Raw genomic sequence first — 14,752 nt, 5'->3', positions numbered from 1 at the left:
TCACCCGCTCCCGAACAGGGCGGAGAAGTCGATGTCCGCCCCGTAGACGAATCCGCAGACGAGCAGGATCAGGGTGCCCGGCAGCATGAACATGGTGACCGTGAAGGTGGCTTTGGGGACGGCCCGGGCGGCCCGGCGGCGGGCGTTCTGCGCGTCCGTGCGGCGCATGTCCTCGGCAATGGCGATCAGCGTCTCCACGATCGGGGAGCCCAGCTCCTCGCCCTGCTGGAGCGCGGTGACGAACTGCGCCACCTGCTCGGAGTCGTTGCGCCGGCGCAGCTCGTCGAAGGCCTGGCGGCGGCTGACGCCCATGTCCATCTGCTGCAGCGTGATCCGGATCTCGTCCGACCAGGGGCCCTCGTACTTGCCCGCGACCCGCTCCAGCGCCTGCCGGAAGCCGAGCCCGGCGCTGACGACGACCGCCAGCACGTCGAGGAAGTCCGGCAGGGTCCGCTCGATGTGGTCCCGGCGCACCCGGATCGCCGACCAGAGGCCGGCCTCGATCCAGAACAGGCCGAAGGCCACCATGAGCAGGGCGGCCACCAACTGCCCGTTGAGCAGCATCGCGACCGCGCCCAGCGCGCCGAGGAACCCGTAGACCGCGCGCCGGGCCGCGTACCGGTCGATGGTCAGACCGGCGGGGTTGCCCGCCATGTCGATCTGGCGGCGTTTGCGGGCCACCCGGTCCTGGCCCATCACGCGCAGCACGAGCGGGGCCCAGCGGATGCCGAGGCGGTCGACGAGCGAGCCGACGGCCGTGGTGCGGGTGGCGCCGACCTCCAGGGCGAGGGCGAGGTCGCTGGGCAGTTTGACGTCGGCGCGGTAGAGGCGGACCCCGTACAGCGCGCCGAAGACCGACAGCCCGAGGGCCGCGGCGAGCAGGAGTGTGATCACGCGGTCCCCCTCACACGTCGATCTTCGACAGCCGGCGGATGAGGATGAACCCCAGGGTGAAGAGGCCGAGCGCGATGATGACGGCCGTCTGCCCGATGAAGGCGCCGGTCATGCGGTCCAGGGCGCCGGGCATCATCGTGTCCACGAGCAGCAGCGAGCCGAGTCCGATGGCGGGCACCAGGTACGCCGTCACCGTCACCTGCGAGAGCTGCGTACGGATCTCCCTGCGCGTCTCCTTGCGCTGTTCCAGCGTCACGGTGAGGTTGCGCAGGCTGCCCACGAGCGCGCCGCCCGCGCGGGCGGACAGGACCAGGGTGGAGACGAGGACGACGAGTTCGCGCGAGGGCAGGCGTTCGGTCAGCTCGCCCAAGGACTCCTCGATGGAGTGGCCGACGGCGAGGCGGTCGGCGACGCGGCCGAGTTCCTCGCCCGCCGGGGCCTCCAGTTCCTCCGCCGCCATGCCGATGGCCGTACGCAGCGCCAGGCCGGCCTGGGTGGCGTTGGCCAGGATGCGGGCCAGCTCGGGGAGCTGGTTGATGAAGCGCTCCGTGCGGCGCGTGCGCTGCCAGTTGAGGAAGGCGTTGCCGGCCCACAGCCCGATCAGGCCCGCCACCGGGCCGAAGAAGGGGGCCAGCAGGGACGCCGAGACGAGCCAGACCCCGGCGACGGACATCAGCATGTAGACGAAGAACTCGCCCGGGGTGAGGTCCAGGCCGGTGGTCGCCAGCTTCACCTCGATCCGGCGGCCCAGCCGGGTGCGGCGCAGCCGGCGGTCGACCCCGCGGAAGCGGCGCCGGCGGCCCAGGGGCTCCGGGGCGCCGCTCGCGGAGAGGCGTTCGATGAGGGCGGCGCGCTGGGCGCGGCCCGTGGCGTACGCGTGCACGCCGAGGACCACGAGCAGGCAGGCGAGCAGCGTCGCGCCGAGGGTGAGGAGGATCAGTGGGTTCACAGGACGTTCCGAGTGGTCCAGGGGGCCCCGGGGCCGCCGGGGGAACCGGTCGCCCAAGGGGCTCCGGGGGCTCCGGGGAACCCGGGTCCCCCGGTGGTCCGGGCGGCGAGCTGGTCGTCGGACAGGGCGACGCCGAAGGCCTGCGGTACCGGCTGGTTGTTCATGTAGAGCCGGTCGGCGATCGTGCGCGGCAGCGGGTAGTACTCGAAGTGGCCGTGCACACGGGCGTCCGCGCCCATCGGCCGGGCCACGAACCGGCAGACGGTGATGATCCGGAAGGGTTCGCGGCCGTGCGAGTCGAGGATGGAGATCTCGGTGATGCGGCGCGAGCCGTCGCCGAACCGGGTGAGCTGTACGACGACGTTCACCGCGCTGTTGATCTGGTCCTGGAGCGCCTCGAACGGGATCTCCACCTCGGACATCGACGCCAGGGTCTGCAGGCGCATCAGGGCGTCCTCGGAGCTGTTGGCGTGGACGGTGGCCAGGGAGCCGTCGTGGCCGGTCGACATCGCCTGGAGCATGTCGAGGGTCTCGCCGCCGCGGACCTCGCCGACGATGATGCGGTCGGGGCGCATGCGCAGGGAGTTGCGTACGAGGTCGCGGATGGTGATCCGGCCGCTGCCCTCGACGTTCGCGGGGCGGGATTCGAGCCGGATGACGTGCGCCTGCTGGAGCTGGAGTTCGGCCGAGTCCTCGATGGTGATGATCCGCTCGCCCTCGGGGATCAGGCCGGAGAGGGCGTTGAGGAGGGTGGTCTTGCCGGTGCCGGTGGCGCCGGAGACGATCACGTTCATCTTGGCCTGCACCAGGCCCGACAGGAGCAGCAGCATCTGCTCGTCCAGCGAACCGAGGCCGATCATCTCGTGCAGGGTGAACGCCCGCGGGAAGCGGCGGATGGTGAGGGTGGCGCCGGTGAGGGAGAGCGGCGGGATGATGACGTTGACGCGCTCCCCGCTGGGCAGCCGGGCGTCCACCATCGGGTTGGCCTCGTCCACGCGGCGGTTGACGGTGGAGACGATGCGCTCGATGGTCTGCATGAGCTGCTCGTGCGAGGCGAAGCGCAGCGGCAGCCGTTCGACGCGTCCGGCGCGCTCGACGAAGATCTGGTCCGGCCCGTTGACCATGATCTCGGAGATCGACGGGTCTTCGAGGAGCGGTTCGAGGACGCCGAGGCCGAGCGCTTCGTCCACGACGCGGCGGATCAGCTGGGCGCGTTCGACGGTGGAGAGGACGGGGCCCTCGCGGCTGATGATGTGGCCGAGTACGCGCTCCAGCCGGGCCCGGCGCTCGGCGGGCGCGAGCGCGGACATCTCGGCGAGGTCGATCTCCTCCAGCAGCTTCGCGCGGTAGGAGGAGACCAGCCGGCCGTCCTCGCGCGGGTTGTGGCGCTCGTCAGGGGTGTTGACCCGGGAACGCAGGCTCATCGTCAGGGTCCCTTCGGGTCGTCGTTGGGCATGACGGCGCTGGCGGTGGCGGGGTCGAGCGAGAGCCCGGGGATGATGGACTTGACCGGGATGGAGACGTTGGCGGTGACGGCGTCGGCGCCCGAGGCCACCGTGATGTCGGCCGCGAGTCCGGAGCGGATGGCCGCGTGGCCCGCCGCCTCCCCCGCCCCGGGTTTGCGGGCCTCCACCCGGGCCGCCGTGCGCGCGGCCGTCTGCGCCTGCTGGTGGACGTACCCGGCCCAGCCGAGCTGGATGCCGCAGAGCGCGACGAAGAGCAGGATGGGGATGAAGCCGATGTACTCCAGGGCCACTTGGCCCCGGTCCAGGTCACCGCGCCGGGTCCCGCTCATCTCACTCACCCGCCCTCTCCTGCTCCTGTGACGAGCCGCCTTCGCCCGTGATGGGTACGCCGATGTCGAGCCCGGGGAACAGCACGGGGACGTTGAGACTGACGGTCGCCTTGTAGATGTCCCCCGCGTTCCCGCAGGACACCGACATGGTCCAGGCGTCCCCGACGTGCCGGTGCGCCGCCGTGTCGCACGCGGCGGCGCCGTGCACCGCCCCGGCCCGCGCCGCCTCGTCCGCCGCGTTGCCCGCCAGGGAGAACGCGTACCCGATCAGGACGCACTCCCACACCGCCGCGACGAGCAGCAGGATCAGCGGCACCATGCCGACGAACTCGACGGCCACCTGGCCCCGGTCCCCCGGGGCGCCGCCCCGGCTCCGCGCGGGCACGCCGTCACCCCTCCCGACCCCGGCGCAGCCGGGCCAGTGGTCCGGCTGCGGCCCGTACGGCCAGTTCGGCGGAGGCGGGCTCGGCGGCGGTGGCGGGGGCGGTCAGCAGCCCGAGTTCCCCGGCCAGCTTCCACAGGGCCTGCTTGACCGTCGAGCGGTTGTCGAGGTCCTGCACCCGGCCCGCGTCCACCACCGCCTGGAGTTCCTTGAAGGCGGCCGGGACGGTGGTGCGGGCGACCCGGGTCCGGGTGATCTTCTCGATCAGGGCGGGCTGGATCTCGGTGTGCCGGCTCCAGCGGTTGACGACCATCACGGTGTCCTCGGCCTTGCGGACCTGGAGCCGCTCCCACATCCGGACCAGGCGCTTGGCGGCCCGCACCGCGACCACGTCGGGGGTGGTGACCAGGACCGCCGCCTCGGCCAGTTCCACGGCGGCCGCGTTGGCCCCGGTGACCTGGGTCCCGCAGTCGATGACGACCAGCTCGTAGCGGGCCCGCAGGGCGGCGATGACCAGCCGGGCGGCGCGTTCGTCGACCTCCTCGCCCCGCTCGCCGTCGGCCGGGGCCAGCAGCAGCGCCAGCCCGGTGCGGTCGTCGTACACGGCGTCCTGGAGGACCCGGGGGGAGATGTCCTGGATCCCGGCGAGGTCGGCGATGGAGCGGCGGAACTGCACGTCGAGGTACGAGCCCACGTCCCCGGCCTGGAGGTCCAGGTCCACCAGTGCCGTCCGGCGCCCCGAGGCGGCCGCGGCCAGGGCGAACTGCACCGCCGTGAAGGTGGTCCCGACGCCGCCCTTGGCCCCGGCGACGGTCACCACCCGGCCGCCGGGGCCCGCCGGGGTCTCCGGGCCGCGGCCCAGGTGGCGGCGTACGCCCGCGGACCACTGGGCGGCGGCCTGGACCCGGGCGGCGAGTTCCTCGTAGGAGAGCGGGAGTCCGATCAGGCCGCGCGCGCCGGAGTCCATGGCGGCGGAGAACAGCGCGGGTCCGGCGTCCGACGACAGCAGGACCACGCCCACCGCCGGGAAGCGGAGGGCGACCTCGCGGATGAGTTCCAGGGCGGGCAGCGGGCCGATCCGCTCGTGGACGAGGACGACCTCGGGCAGTTCGTCGACGGACTCGGCGGCGAGCCGCGCCAGGGTGTCCAGCAGGGTGGTGGAGTCGGGGACGGGCCCGGCCGGTTCCGCGGCCGGGAGCCGGTCCAGCAGGGTGGCGATCAGGCGGGCGGCGTCCGGGTCACCGGCCGCGGGGAGGATTCGGGTGGTCATCCGGGCCTCACTTGTCCCCGTCGAGGGTGTACGTGCGGTCGCCCGGGGCGGGGGCCGACTCGGTGCCGGGGGCCACCAGGGCCAGCCGTACGTGCTCCGCGAACGACTCGGCGTACGCGACGCGCTGGGTGTCCTTGGTGCTCAGGGCGAAGGTGATCGGGACCGCCTCGGCGGGGCCCTTCTTGTCGCTGTCCTTGTCGAGCGGGGTGAGCTTGCCGACGTTCAGGACGCGGGCGTTGGCGACGATGATCACCGAGCGGGACGGATCGGTGTCCTTGGCGCCCTTGAAGGTGGCGATGATGTTGACCTTGGCGCCGGAGGTGATCTTCCCTGCCACCCCGGTCGCGGCGTCGATCATGATCGCGATCTCCTGCTCGCCCGGCTGGAGCTGGGGCTTGTCGACGAACATGTCCTCCTGGAGGAGGGAGCCCTTCTTGAGCGTGGTGAGGGCGATCTTGCCCCGCAGTGCGCCGAGGTCGGTCACGGCGGTCTCGGACAGCCACCGCTTCGGGACCTTGACCTCCTCGAACTGGCCCGGCCCGAGGGCGGTGTAGGGGGCGATGTCCCCCTTGACGCGGTACGCGACGACCTCGGACCCGACCTTGGAGTTGACGTCGCCGATCACCACGAGGACCCCGGCGAACGCCGCGAGCGCGCACAGGACCGACAGGAGCAGCAAGATGACGCCGCGTCGCTGGCGTGAGTTCATGGGCCGTACTACCTCGCCGTTCTTCGTTCGTTCGGGCCGGTCAGAGTCGGGTTCCGGGCGGTGCGGCACGCTGCCCGGCGGCGGGCGGCGGCGCCGGTGGCGGCGCGGTCAGCGGGGCCGAGCAGAAGCCGCAGCGGTCGCCGATGAGCTCCATGCCGCACCAGCGGCACTCCTCGCGGCGGACCGAGGCGACGAGCTGGTAGAGCACGGACGGGTCCGGGATGGCCGCGGCGAACTCGACGAGTTTGGGGGTGGCCCACCAGGCGGCCGAGTCGGCGGGCAGCGGGTTCTCCATGACGCCGCCGACCTGCCAGGCCGGCGCCAGTTCGGCCGCCACCCAGTCGGAGGCGAGCTGGCCGCGGGCGAAGGTGAGGTGCGTGGCGAAGCCGGGGCCGGGCGGCAGTACGGCGGCGCCGCCCGCGTGCGCGCCGGAGGAGGCCCCGGGCGACAGCCTGGCCAGGTGGGGCGTCGGGTGGGCGAGTACGGCGAACTGGGCGCCCGGTGACCAGGAGCGGGCGTGCGCCTTGAGCCCGACCGGCACCCGGTCCAGCTTGGCGACGCTGCCCAGCAGGGCGCCCGAGTAGATGTAGTGGGACAGCAGCCGGGCGGCCGAGGCGATGACCCCGGGGCTGAACTCGCAGACGCTGAGCTGGCGCAGCTGGCGCACCAGCAGGGCGGCCCCCAGCGGCGGCAGGCCGACTTCGACCAGCGCTATCCGGTCGGTCTCCAGGATGGCCCGTACGGTGTGCAGCCGCCGGACCGCGGCGGCCGGCAGCCAGGCCGGTACGACGACCACGAGGTGGCCGTGGGCCTCCAGCAGGGCGGTGGTCTCGGCGAGCGCGCCTTCGAGGTCGAGCTGCCCGGGCGGCCGCAGCACGGCGGCGCCGGGGGTGTGCCGGTCGGGGGCGGGCAGCACCAGATCGGCGCTGGTGACAGCAATGGCGGTCGGCACGCGAATCCCCCTGTTCACCCCGTACACCGCGGTCTTCGCCGGTCCGTCACGCGGCTTCCACCTCCGCGGACGGACAGCGCGACCGCTCGCGAGCAGCGCACTTCCCCCCTGCCTCAGCACCATATCCGCGTCGTCCTCGGTGGGGCAGGGCCTTGGTGATTCCCGTGCCGCGAGCACATGTCGCAGGTGGCCGGAAACCGGGACAACAGGGACCGGGTTCCCTGGTGAACTGCATTGATTTCAGGCCACATTGCCCAGACCCTTGACACCGGGATTGGTCTGGACCAACTTGGCTCCGGGGGTCCCCCACATGCCCCCGTCACCCCGTTCACATCCCCTTCTCCCCCCACCGGAGCCTTCGTGAACCGCATACGCTCCCTCGCCCTGCCCCTGGCCGCCACGCTCGCCGCCGGCGCCCTGACCGCCCTCACCGCCGGTACGGCACAGGCCGCCGACGTCAATGTCGCCCGCAACGGTGGCTTCGAGTCCGGCCTGGCCAACTGGTCCTGCACGGGCGGCAGCGGCGCCGCCGTCTCCTCCCCCGTCTTCTCCGGCTCCGGCGCCCTCAGGGCCACCCCGGCCGGCCAGGACAACGCCCAGTGCTCCCAGACCGTCACGGTCAAGCCGAATTCCACGTACACGCTCAGCGCGCAGGTGCAGGGCTCGTACGTGTACCTCGGCGCGACCGGCACGGGCACCCAGGACGTCTCCACCTGGACCCCCGGCTCGGGCGGCGGCTGGCAGAAGCTCTCCACCACCTTCTCCACCGGGCCGAACACCACCCAGGTCACCGTCTGGACGCACGGCTGGTACGGCCAGCCGGCCTACGTCGTGGACGAGTTCAGCGTCTTCGGCCCGGACGGGGGCGGCGGCACCGATCCGGGTCCGGGCGTCCCCGGCGCGCCCTCGGGGGCCGCCGTTTCCGGTCAGAGCAGCAACGCCCTCACCCTCTCGTGGAACGCGGTCAGCGGGGCGAGCGGCTATTACGTGTATCAGGACGGCGTCCGCGTCCGTACCGTCTCCGCGCCACCCGTCCAGCTCACCGGGCTCGCGGCCGGCACCTCGTACGCACTCCAGGTGAGCGCGTACAACGCGGCGGGCGAGGGCCCGAGGTCCGCGGCGGTGACCGGCACCACCACCGGCGGCGGCAACCCGAACCCGAACCCGTCGGTGCCCAAGCACGCCCTGACGGGCTACTGGCAGAACTTCAACAACGGCGCGACCGTCCAGAAGATCTCGGACGTCTCCGCGCAGTACGACATCATCGCCGTCTCCTTCGCCGACGCCACGACCACGCCCGGCGCCATCTCCTTCACCCTGGACTCGGCCGGCCTGGGCGGGTACACGACGGCCCAGTTCAAGGCGGACATCGCCGCGAAGAAGGCGGCCGGGAAGTCGGTGGTCCTGTCCATCGGCGGCGAGAAGGGCACCATCTCGGTCAACGACTCCGCCTCCGCCGCCAACCTGGCGAACTCGGCGTACGCGCTGATGCAGGAGTACGGGTTCAGCGGCATCGACATCGACCTGGAGAACGGCCTCAACCCGACCTACATGACGCAGGCGCTGCGCTCCCTGTCCGCCAAGGCCGGGTCCTCGTTCGTCCTGACCATGGCGCCGCAGACGATCGACATGCAGTCGACGGCCGGCGGCTATTTCAAGACGGCGCTGAACGTCAAGGACATCCTGACCGTCGTCAACATGCAGTACTACAACAGCGGCTCGATGAACGGGTGCGACGGCAAGGTCTACTCCCAGGGGACGGTGGACTTCCTGACGGCCCTCGCCTGCATCCAACTGGAGGGCGGGCTCGATCCCTCGCAGGTGGGCCTCGGCGTCCCGGCCTCACCCAGCGGCGCGGGCAGCGGCTACGTCTCACCGGCCGTCGTGAACAACGCCCTGGACTGTCTGGCGCGCGGTACGAACTGCGGCTCCTTCAAGCCGTCGAAGACCTACCCCGGGCTGCGCGGCGCGATGACCTGGTCGACCAACTGGGACGCCAAGGCGGGTAGCGCTTGGTCCGACACGGTGGGTCCGAAGGTGCACGCGCTCCCGTAGGCGGTACGTGTGGGGGTGACCGACCGGACCGACCGGCCCGACCGCTTTTGGCCGGTTTCGGTTTCTTGACCCGGACATGCCATGAGAGCACGCTGTGCGCGTCCGCACGGCTACCCCCACACTCCCACCCAGGAGAACGCATGCGGCTCCACAACCGTCGGAGGGCCGCCGTCACGGCGGCCCTCCTGGCCCTGGCCCTCGGCGCACCCGCCTACGGGATGAGCGCGACGGCCGCCCCGCCACCCGCCCCCTCGACCGCCACCCAGGACGAGTCCGTCGCCCAGTACGAGGTCAAGGGCCCGGCCACGCCCGCCGAACGCACCGCCCTGCTGCGCACCGGCGTATCGATCGACGAGGTGGACGCCCGCTCCGTCGTCGTCAGCGCGGACCCGGCCCAGGCCAGGAGCGTGCGGGCGCTCGGCTACCAGGTCACCCCGCTGCCCGGGCCGCCGCAACGCTCGCTGGGCAGCGTGGCCACGGGAGTGAGCGACTTCCCGTCCGCCGACTCGAACTACCACAACTACGCCGAGGCGACGACCGAGATCGACCAGCGCATCGCCCAGTACCCGGCGATCATGAGCAAGCAGGTCATCGGGAAGTCGTACCAGGGCCGGGACATCATCGCGGTCAAGATCAGCGACAACGTCGGGACCGACGAGGCCGAGCCCGAGGTGCTGTTCACCCACCACCAGCACGCCCGTGAACACCTGACCGTGGAAATGGCCCTGTACCTGATCAAGGAGCTGGGCTCCAAGTACGGCTCCGACGCCCGCGTCACCAACCTGGTCAACAGCCGGGAGATCTGGATCGTCCCGGACCTCAACCCCGACGGCGGCGAGTACGACATCGCCTCCGGCTCCTACCGCTCGTGGCGCAAGAACCGGCAGCCCAACTCCGGCTCCTCCTACGTCGGCACGGACCTGAACCGGAACTGGGACTACAAGTGGGGCTGCTGCGGCGGCTCCAGCGGCAGCAAGAGCTCCGAGACCTACCGCGGCTCCGCCGGCGAGTCGGCGCCCGAGGTGAAGGTCGTCGCTGACTTCGTCCGCAGCCGCGTGGTGGGCGGCAAGCAGCAGATCAAGGCCGCCATCGACTTCCACACGTACAGCGAACTGGTCATGTGGCCGTTCGGGTGGACGTACAACGACACGGCCCCCGGGATGACCGCCGACGACCTCGCCGCCTACAAGAAGATCGGCACCGGCATGGCGGCCAGCAACGGCTACACGGCGGAGCAGTCGAGCGACCTGTACATCACGGACGGGACGATCGACGACTGGCTGTGGGGCAACCAGAAGATCTTCGCCTACACCTTCGAGATGTACCCGAGCGACACCGGCGGCGGGGGCGGCTTCTACCCGCCCGACGAGGTGATCGACCGCGAGACGGCGCGCAACCGGGAAGCCGTCCTCCAACTGCTGGAGAACGCGGACTGCATGTACCGGTCGATCGGCAAGGCCGCGCAGTACTGCGTCTGACCGACGGCCGGCCGGACGGGCCGGGGGGCGCCCCACCGCCAGGGGGGCGCCCCGTTCGGGCCTACCCGAGGACGGCCAGCGCGTCGATCTCGACGAGCAGGCCGGCGGGCAGGCCCACGTAGACCGTGGTGCGGGCGGCCGGGGCCTCCTTGAGGCCCTGCTCCTCGAAGTACGTGTTGTAGACCTCGTTCATCTCGGCGAAGTGGCCGGTGTCGGTCAGGTACACGCGGATCATCACCGCGTCGTCCCAGGTCGCGCCGCCCGCTTCCAGCACGGCGCGGACGTTCTCCAGCGTCCGCAGCGTCTGCTCGCGCAGCGACGGCCCGGCCAGGGTGGCCGACTGCCCCTCCACGTACGGCAGGTAGCCGACCTGGCCCGCGACCTGGAGGACGTTCCCCTTGCGCACGCCGTGCGAGAACTTCGCGGGCGGGGCGTTGTGGGTCGCGGGCGTGATGGCGGTCTTCTCGGTCATGGGGCGCCTTCCTGTCAGCAGTCGTCTCGGGGTTCGTCGGCGGAAGCGGAGTACTCCCGGCCGATGGTCTCGGCGGTACGGCGGACCAGCGGCAGCAGTGCGAGCAGCTCGTCGGCGGCGGCCGCGCGGTCGGGCGCGGAGAGGGACAGCGCGGCGACGGCCCGCCCGTCCGGCCCGCGCACGGGCGCGCCGACGCAGTTCAGGGACTCCTCGTGGCCGCCCAGGTCGGCGGCCCAGCCCTGGTCCCGTACGAGGGCCAGCTCGCGCAGGAAGGCCGCCGCGCCGGGTGTGGAGCGGGCGGTGTGGCGGGGGTAGTCGAGCCGCGCCGCGAGGGCTTCCCGTTCGCCCTGCGGGAGGTCGGCCAGCAGCACCTTCGCGACGGCGGCCACGGTGAGCGGGACGGGCCGGCCGATCCGGGAGTGCATCCGGACCGGGTAGCGGCTGTCGACCTTGTCCACGTACACGACCTCGCCGTCCTGGTGGACGGCCATGTGCACGGTGTGGCCGGTGAGCCGGTTCAGCTCCGCCAGGTGCGGGCGGGCGACCTCGCGGACGTCGAGGTGCTCCACGGCTTCGGCGGCGAGGGCGAACAGCGCCGCGCCGAGCCGGTAGCGGCCGTCGGGCTGGCGGTAGACGAACCCGTGGGCGCGCAGGGTGCGCAGCAGGCGCAGGGCGGTGCTCTTGTGCACGCCGAGCGCGTCCGCCACCGCGCCGAGCCCGGCCGGGCCCTTGGCCAGGGCGGGCAGGATGCGCAGCGCCCGCTCCACCGACTGGCTCACGCCCCGTCCCTTCGCGCGCCGTCGCGACGGGGCCCGGGGAACCGGCCCCCGTTGACCCGTCGTCTCCGGGGATGTTAGACAGCAACGGGCACCATCTGCAACGAACGTTGCGCACAGCGCAACGCGAGAGGAATCCGCATGGGCAGCGACGCAGTCCGACGGCTCGCCGACGAACCGGTGGACCACCGCTTCAAGGGCCTCCCGCCGGATGCGGAACGCTCCGCGCTGACCGTCGGCCAGCTCGCGGCCGAGCGCCGCGACCTGTTCGCGGGCGGCTTCACCACCCCCGTCCTCACCCTCGACGCGGACGCGCTCGCCCACAACCTGGCCGCCCTGGAGACGTACGCCCGGCGCCACGGGCTGTCCTTCGCGCCGCACGGCAAGACCTGCATGGCCCCCCAGCTGTTCCGGCGCCAACTGGAGCACGGCGCCTGGGGCATCACCGCCGCCGTACCGCACCAGGCCCGCGTCTACCGCGCGTTCGGCATCCAGCGGATCTTCCTCGCCAACGAGCTCGTCGACCCCGCCGCCCTGCACTGGGTGGCCACCGAACTCGCCGCCGACCCCGCGTTCCGTTTCGTCTGCTACGTCGACTCCGTGCGCGGCGTCCGGCTCATGGACCGCGCCCTGGCGGGCCGGGGCGCCACCGTCGACGTCGTCGTGGAACTCGGCGCCGGGGAAGGGGCCCGTACGGGCGCCCGTACCGAGGACGACTGCCGGGCCGTCGCCGACGCCGTCGCGCAGAGCGACACCCTGCGCCTGGTCGGCGTCGCCGGGTACGAGGCCGAGGTGCCCGGGGCGGACCCCGAGTCCGTACACGCGTACCTGCGCCGGCTCACCGGGCTCGCCGTCGAGTTCGACAAGGCGGGCCGGTTCTCCCCGGACGTGGCGGAGATCGTCGTGAGCGCGGGCGGCTCCTCCTGGTTCGACGCCGTCGCCGATGTGTTCGCGGAGCTTCCGGAGCTGTCCCGGCCGGCGCTGCGGCTGCTGCGCTCGGGCGCGTACGTCTCCCACGACCACGGCTGGTACACCCGGCTGACGCCCTTCAACCGCCTTCCCGAAGAGGGTGCGCTGCGCCCGGCGTTCCGGCTCTGGACGCAGGTCGTCTCCCGCCCCTCCCCCACCCAGGCGTTCGTCAACGCCGGCAAGCGCGACATCGCGTACGACCTCGGGCTGCCCGAGGCGGAGCTGGTGCGCGACCCGCTCGACGGCGCCGAGCGGCCCGCCACCGGCATCAAGGTGGTCAAGCTGTCCGACCAGCACGCCTGGCTGGAGACCGACTCGGCCGACGACCTCCAGGTGGGCGACTGGGTGGCGCTGGGCATGTCCCACCCCTGCACCATCTTCGAGAAGTGGCCGCTGATCCCGGTGGTGGAGGCGGACGGCACGGTCGGCGACTACGTCCGCACCTTCTTCTAGGTCCGCGGTGGACCTGGTGGTCCGGGGCGCCCGGGTCGTGGACGGCACGGGCGGCCCCTCGTACACCGCGGACGTAGCGGTCCACGAGGGCCGGATCGAGGCGATCGGCCGGATCCGGACGGGCGGCCGGCGCACCCTGGACGCGCACGGCCTGGTGCTGGCCCCCGGCTTCGTGGACATGCACGCCCACAGCGACCTGGCCCTGCTGCGCGATCCCGACCACAGCGCGAAGGCGGCCCAGGGCGTGACCCTGGAGGTCCTCGGCCAGGACGGCCTTTCCTACGCGCCCGCCGACGACCGCACCCTCGCCGGGGTCCGGGCCGCGATCGCGGGCTGGAACGGCCCCGGGGACGACGCCGACTTCGGCTGGCGCACCGTCGGCGGGTACCTGGACCGGCTCGACTCCACCGGCATCGCGGTCAACGCCGCCTACCTCGTCCCGCAGGGCACCGTGCGCGCGTACGCGGTGGGCTGGGACGACCGCCCGGCCACCCCCGCCGAGCTCGACCGGATGCGCACGCTCGTCGCGGACGGCCTGGCCGAGGGCGCCGTCGGAATGTCCTCCGGGCTCACCTACACCCCCGGCATGTACGCCGGGGACGCCGAACTGACCGAGCTGTGCCGGGTGGTGGCGCGGTACGGCGGCTACTACTGCCCGCACCACCGCTCGTACGGGCGCGGCGCCCTGGCCGCGTACGCCGAGGTGATCGCCCTGACCCGCGCGGCGGGCTGCGCCCTGCACCTCGCGCACGCGACCATGAACTTCGCCGAGAACCGCGGCCGGGCGGGGGAACTCCTCGCCCTCCTCGACCGGGCGCTGGCCGAGGGCGCCGACCTCACCCTGGACAGCTACCCGTACACCCCCGGGTGCACCACGCTCGCCGCCCTGCTGCCGAGCTGGGCGGGCGCGGGCGGCCCCGAGGCCGTGCTGGCCCGGCTGCGCGACGACCGCGAGGCCGAGCGGATCCGGTACGCGCTGGAGGCCGAAGGCTCCGACGGCTGCCACGGGGTGCCGGTGGACTGGTCGACGATCGAGGTGTCCGGCGTCGGGGACCCCGCCTTCGGCGGCTACGTCGGCACCCGCCTGCGCGGCTGGGACGAGGCGCGGCGGCTGCTGCTCGGCGACCGGCTGCGGCCCGCGGTCATCCAGCACGTGGGTCACGAGGAGAACGTCCGGGCGATCATGCGCCACCCCGCGCACACCGGCGGCTCCGACGGCATCCTCCAGGGCGCGAAGCCCCACCCGAGGGCGTACGGGACGTTCCCGCACTACCTCGGCCGGTACGTGCGCGAGCTGGGCGTCCTGTCCCTGGAGGAGTGCGTGGCGCACCTCGCGGGCCGCCCGGCGGCCCGGCTGCGGCTGCCCGACCGGGGGCTGGTCCGCCCCGGCTACCGCGCCGACCTGGTGCTCTTCGACGCGGACACGGTCGCCGCCGGGTCGACGTACGAGAACCCCCGGGCGCTGCCGACCGGTATCCCGCACGTGCTGATCGACGGTCGCTTCGTGATGCGCGACGGCCGCAGGACGGACGTCCTGGCGGGGCGGGCGGTCCGCAGGACCCCCTGAGGGCGGCCCGCGGCCGGTTCACGTGCGGCGC

At 72.8% G+C, this 14,752-nt stretch carries 14 protein-coding genes; 4 read left to right on the top strand and 10 right to left on the bottom strand.

Annotated elements, in window-relative coordinates:
* Genes ACZ4M3_RS06215 through ACZ4M3_RS06180 form a run of 8 tightly spaced genes read right to left on the bottom strand, consistent with a single transcriptional unit; the run spans nt 1 to nt 6,951 of the window.
* Nucleotides 1-891, bottom strand: coding sequence for a DUF5936 domain-containing protein (locus ACZ4M3_RS06215; RefSeq protein ID WP_467730815.1), 891 nt, complete (start codon nt 889-891; stop codon nt 1-3).
* A 13-nt stretch (nt 892-904) separates the two neighbouring features.
* Nucleotides 905-1,843, bottom strand: a complete 939-nt coding sequence (locus tag ACZ4M3_RS06210) for a type II secretion system F family protein (RefSeq protein ID WP_467730450.1) — start codon at nt 1,841-1,843, stop codon at nt 905-907.
* Complete coding sequence (locus tag ACZ4M3_RS06205; RefSeq protein ID WP_467730449.1) at nt 1,840-3,267, bottom strand: CpaF family protein; 1,428 nt, start codon at nt 3,265-3,267, stop codon at nt 1,840-1,842. The genes ACZ4M3_RS06210 and ACZ4M3_RS06205 overlap by 4 nt, the downstream gene beginning before the upstream one ends.
* Before the next feature lie 2 nt (nt 3,268-3,269).
* Complete coding sequence (locus ACZ4M3_RS06200) at nt 3,270-3,638, bottom strand: TadE/TadG family type IV pilus assembly protein (protein WP_467730814.1); 369 nt, start codon at nt 3,636-3,638, stop codon at nt 3,270-3,272.
* 1 nt (nt 3,639) lies between these two features.
* Entirely contained in the window at nt 3,640-4,023 is a 384-nt protein-coding gene (locus ACZ4M3_RS06195) for a TadE/TadG family type IV pilus assembly protein (RefSeq protein ID WP_467730448.1), read from the bottom strand.
* 4 nt (nt 4,024-4,027) lie between these two features.
* On the bottom strand, nt 4,028-5,290 hold the full coding sequence (locus ACZ4M3_RS06190) for an AAA family ATPase (protein WP_467730447.1): 1,263 nt from the start codon (nt 5,288-5,290) through the stop codon (nt 4,028-4,030).
* Between the two features lie 7 nt (nt 5,291-5,297).
* Nucleotides 5,298-5,999, bottom strand: a complete 702-nt coding sequence (cpaB, locus tag ACZ4M3_RS06185; protein ID WP_467730446.1) for a Flp pilus assembly protein CpaB — start codon at nt 5,997-5,999, stop codon at nt 5,298-5,300.
* A gap of 40 nt (nt 6,000-6,039) precedes the next feature.
* Nucleotides 6,040-6,951 carry a hypothetical protein gene (locus tag ACZ4M3_RS06180; RefSeq protein WP_467730445.1) on the bottom strand — a complete coding sequence of 304 codons (912 nt, stop codon included), beginning with the start codon at nt 6,949-6,951 and terminating at the stop codon, nt 6,040-6,042.
* A 360-nt stretch (nt 6,952-7,311) separates the two neighbouring features.
* On the opposite strand from ACZ4M3_RS06180, the gene ACZ4M3_RS06175 reads away from it, so the two are divergent.
* The gene (locus tag ACZ4M3_RS06175) at nt 7,312-9,006 is read left to right on the top strand and encodes a chitinase (RefSeq protein WP_467730444.1); all 1,695 of its coding nucleotides are present in this window, start codon (nt 7,312-7,314) and stop codon (nt 9,004-9,006) included.
* 140 nt (nt 9,007-9,146) lie between these two features.
* On the top strand, nt 9,147-10,484 hold the full coding sequence (locus ACZ4M3_RS06170) for a M14 family metallopeptidase (protein WP_467730443.1): 1,338 nt from the start codon (nt 9,147-9,149) through the stop codon (nt 10,482-10,484).
* 61 nt (nt 10,485-10,545) lie between these two features.
* Here the strand turns inward: ACZ4M3_RS06170 and ACZ4M3_RS06165 are convergent, their stop codons facing one another.
* Nucleotides 10,546-10,956 (bottom strand): RidA family protein, encoded by a 411-nt coding sequence (locus ACZ4M3_RS06165; RefSeq protein ID WP_467730442.1) that lies wholly within the window; start codon nt 10,954-10,956, stop codon nt 10,546-10,548.
* A 14-nt stretch (nt 10,957-10,970) separates the two neighbouring features.
* Complete coding sequence (locus ACZ4M3_RS06160; RefSeq protein WP_467730441.1) at nt 10,971-11,735, bottom strand: IclR family transcriptional regulator; 765 nt, start codon at nt 11,733-11,735, stop codon at nt 10,971-10,973.
* 138 nt (nt 11,736-11,873) lie between these two features.
* Between ACZ4M3_RS06160 and ACZ4M3_RS06155 the strand changes: the two genes are divergently transcribed.
* Nucleotides 11,874-13,154, top strand: a complete 1,281-nt coding sequence (locus ACZ4M3_RS06155; protein WP_467730440.1) for an amino acid deaminase — start codon at nt 11,874-11,876, stop codon at nt 13,152-13,154.
* Nucleotides 13,155-13,161: 7 nt separating this feature from the next.
* Nucleotides 13,162-14,721 (top strand): N-acyl-D-amino-acid deacylase family protein, encoded by a 1,560-nt coding sequence (locus ACZ4M3_RS06150; RefSeq protein WP_467730439.1) that lies wholly within the window; start codon nt 13,162-13,164, stop codon nt 14,719-14,721.
* Nucleotides 14,722-14,752: the final 31 nt, after the last annotated feature.

Source organism: Streptomyces sp. NPDC026522 (assembly GCF_055567555.1).
This window is presented reverse-complemented; position numbering and strand designations above follow the sequence as displayed.

Bases quoted from the DNA above. Each gene is read 5' to 3' on its own strand.
- ACZ4M3_RS06205 (WP_467730449.1), bottom strand. From the start codon at position 3,267: ATGAGCCTGCGTTCCCGGGTCAACACCCCTGACGAGCGCCACAACCCG.
- ACZ4M3_RS06170 (WP_467730443.1), top strand. From the start codon at position 9,147: ATGCGGCTCCACAACCGTCGGAGGGCCGCCGTCACGGCGGCCCTCCTG.
- ACZ4M3_RS06190 (WP_467730447.1), bottom strand. From the start codon at position 5,290: ATGACCACCCGAATCCTCCCCGCGGCCGGTGACCCGGACGCCGCCCGC.
- ACZ4M3_RS06165 (WP_467730442.1), bottom strand. From the start codon at position 10,956: ATGACCGAGAAGACCGCCATCACGCCCGCGACCCACAACGCCCCGCCC.
- cpaB (WP_467730446.1), bottom strand. From the start codon at position 5,999: ATGAACTCACGCCAGCGACGCGGCGTCATCTTGCTGCTCCTGTCGGTC.
- ACZ4M3_RS06200 (WP_467730814.1), bottom strand. From the start codon at position 3,638: ATGAGCGGGACCCGGCGCGGTGACCTGGACCGGGGCCAAGTGGCCCTG.
- ACZ4M3_RS06155 (WP_467730440.1), top strand. From the start codon at position 11,874: ATGGGCAGCGACGCAGTCCGACGGCTCGCCGACGAACCGGTGGACCAC.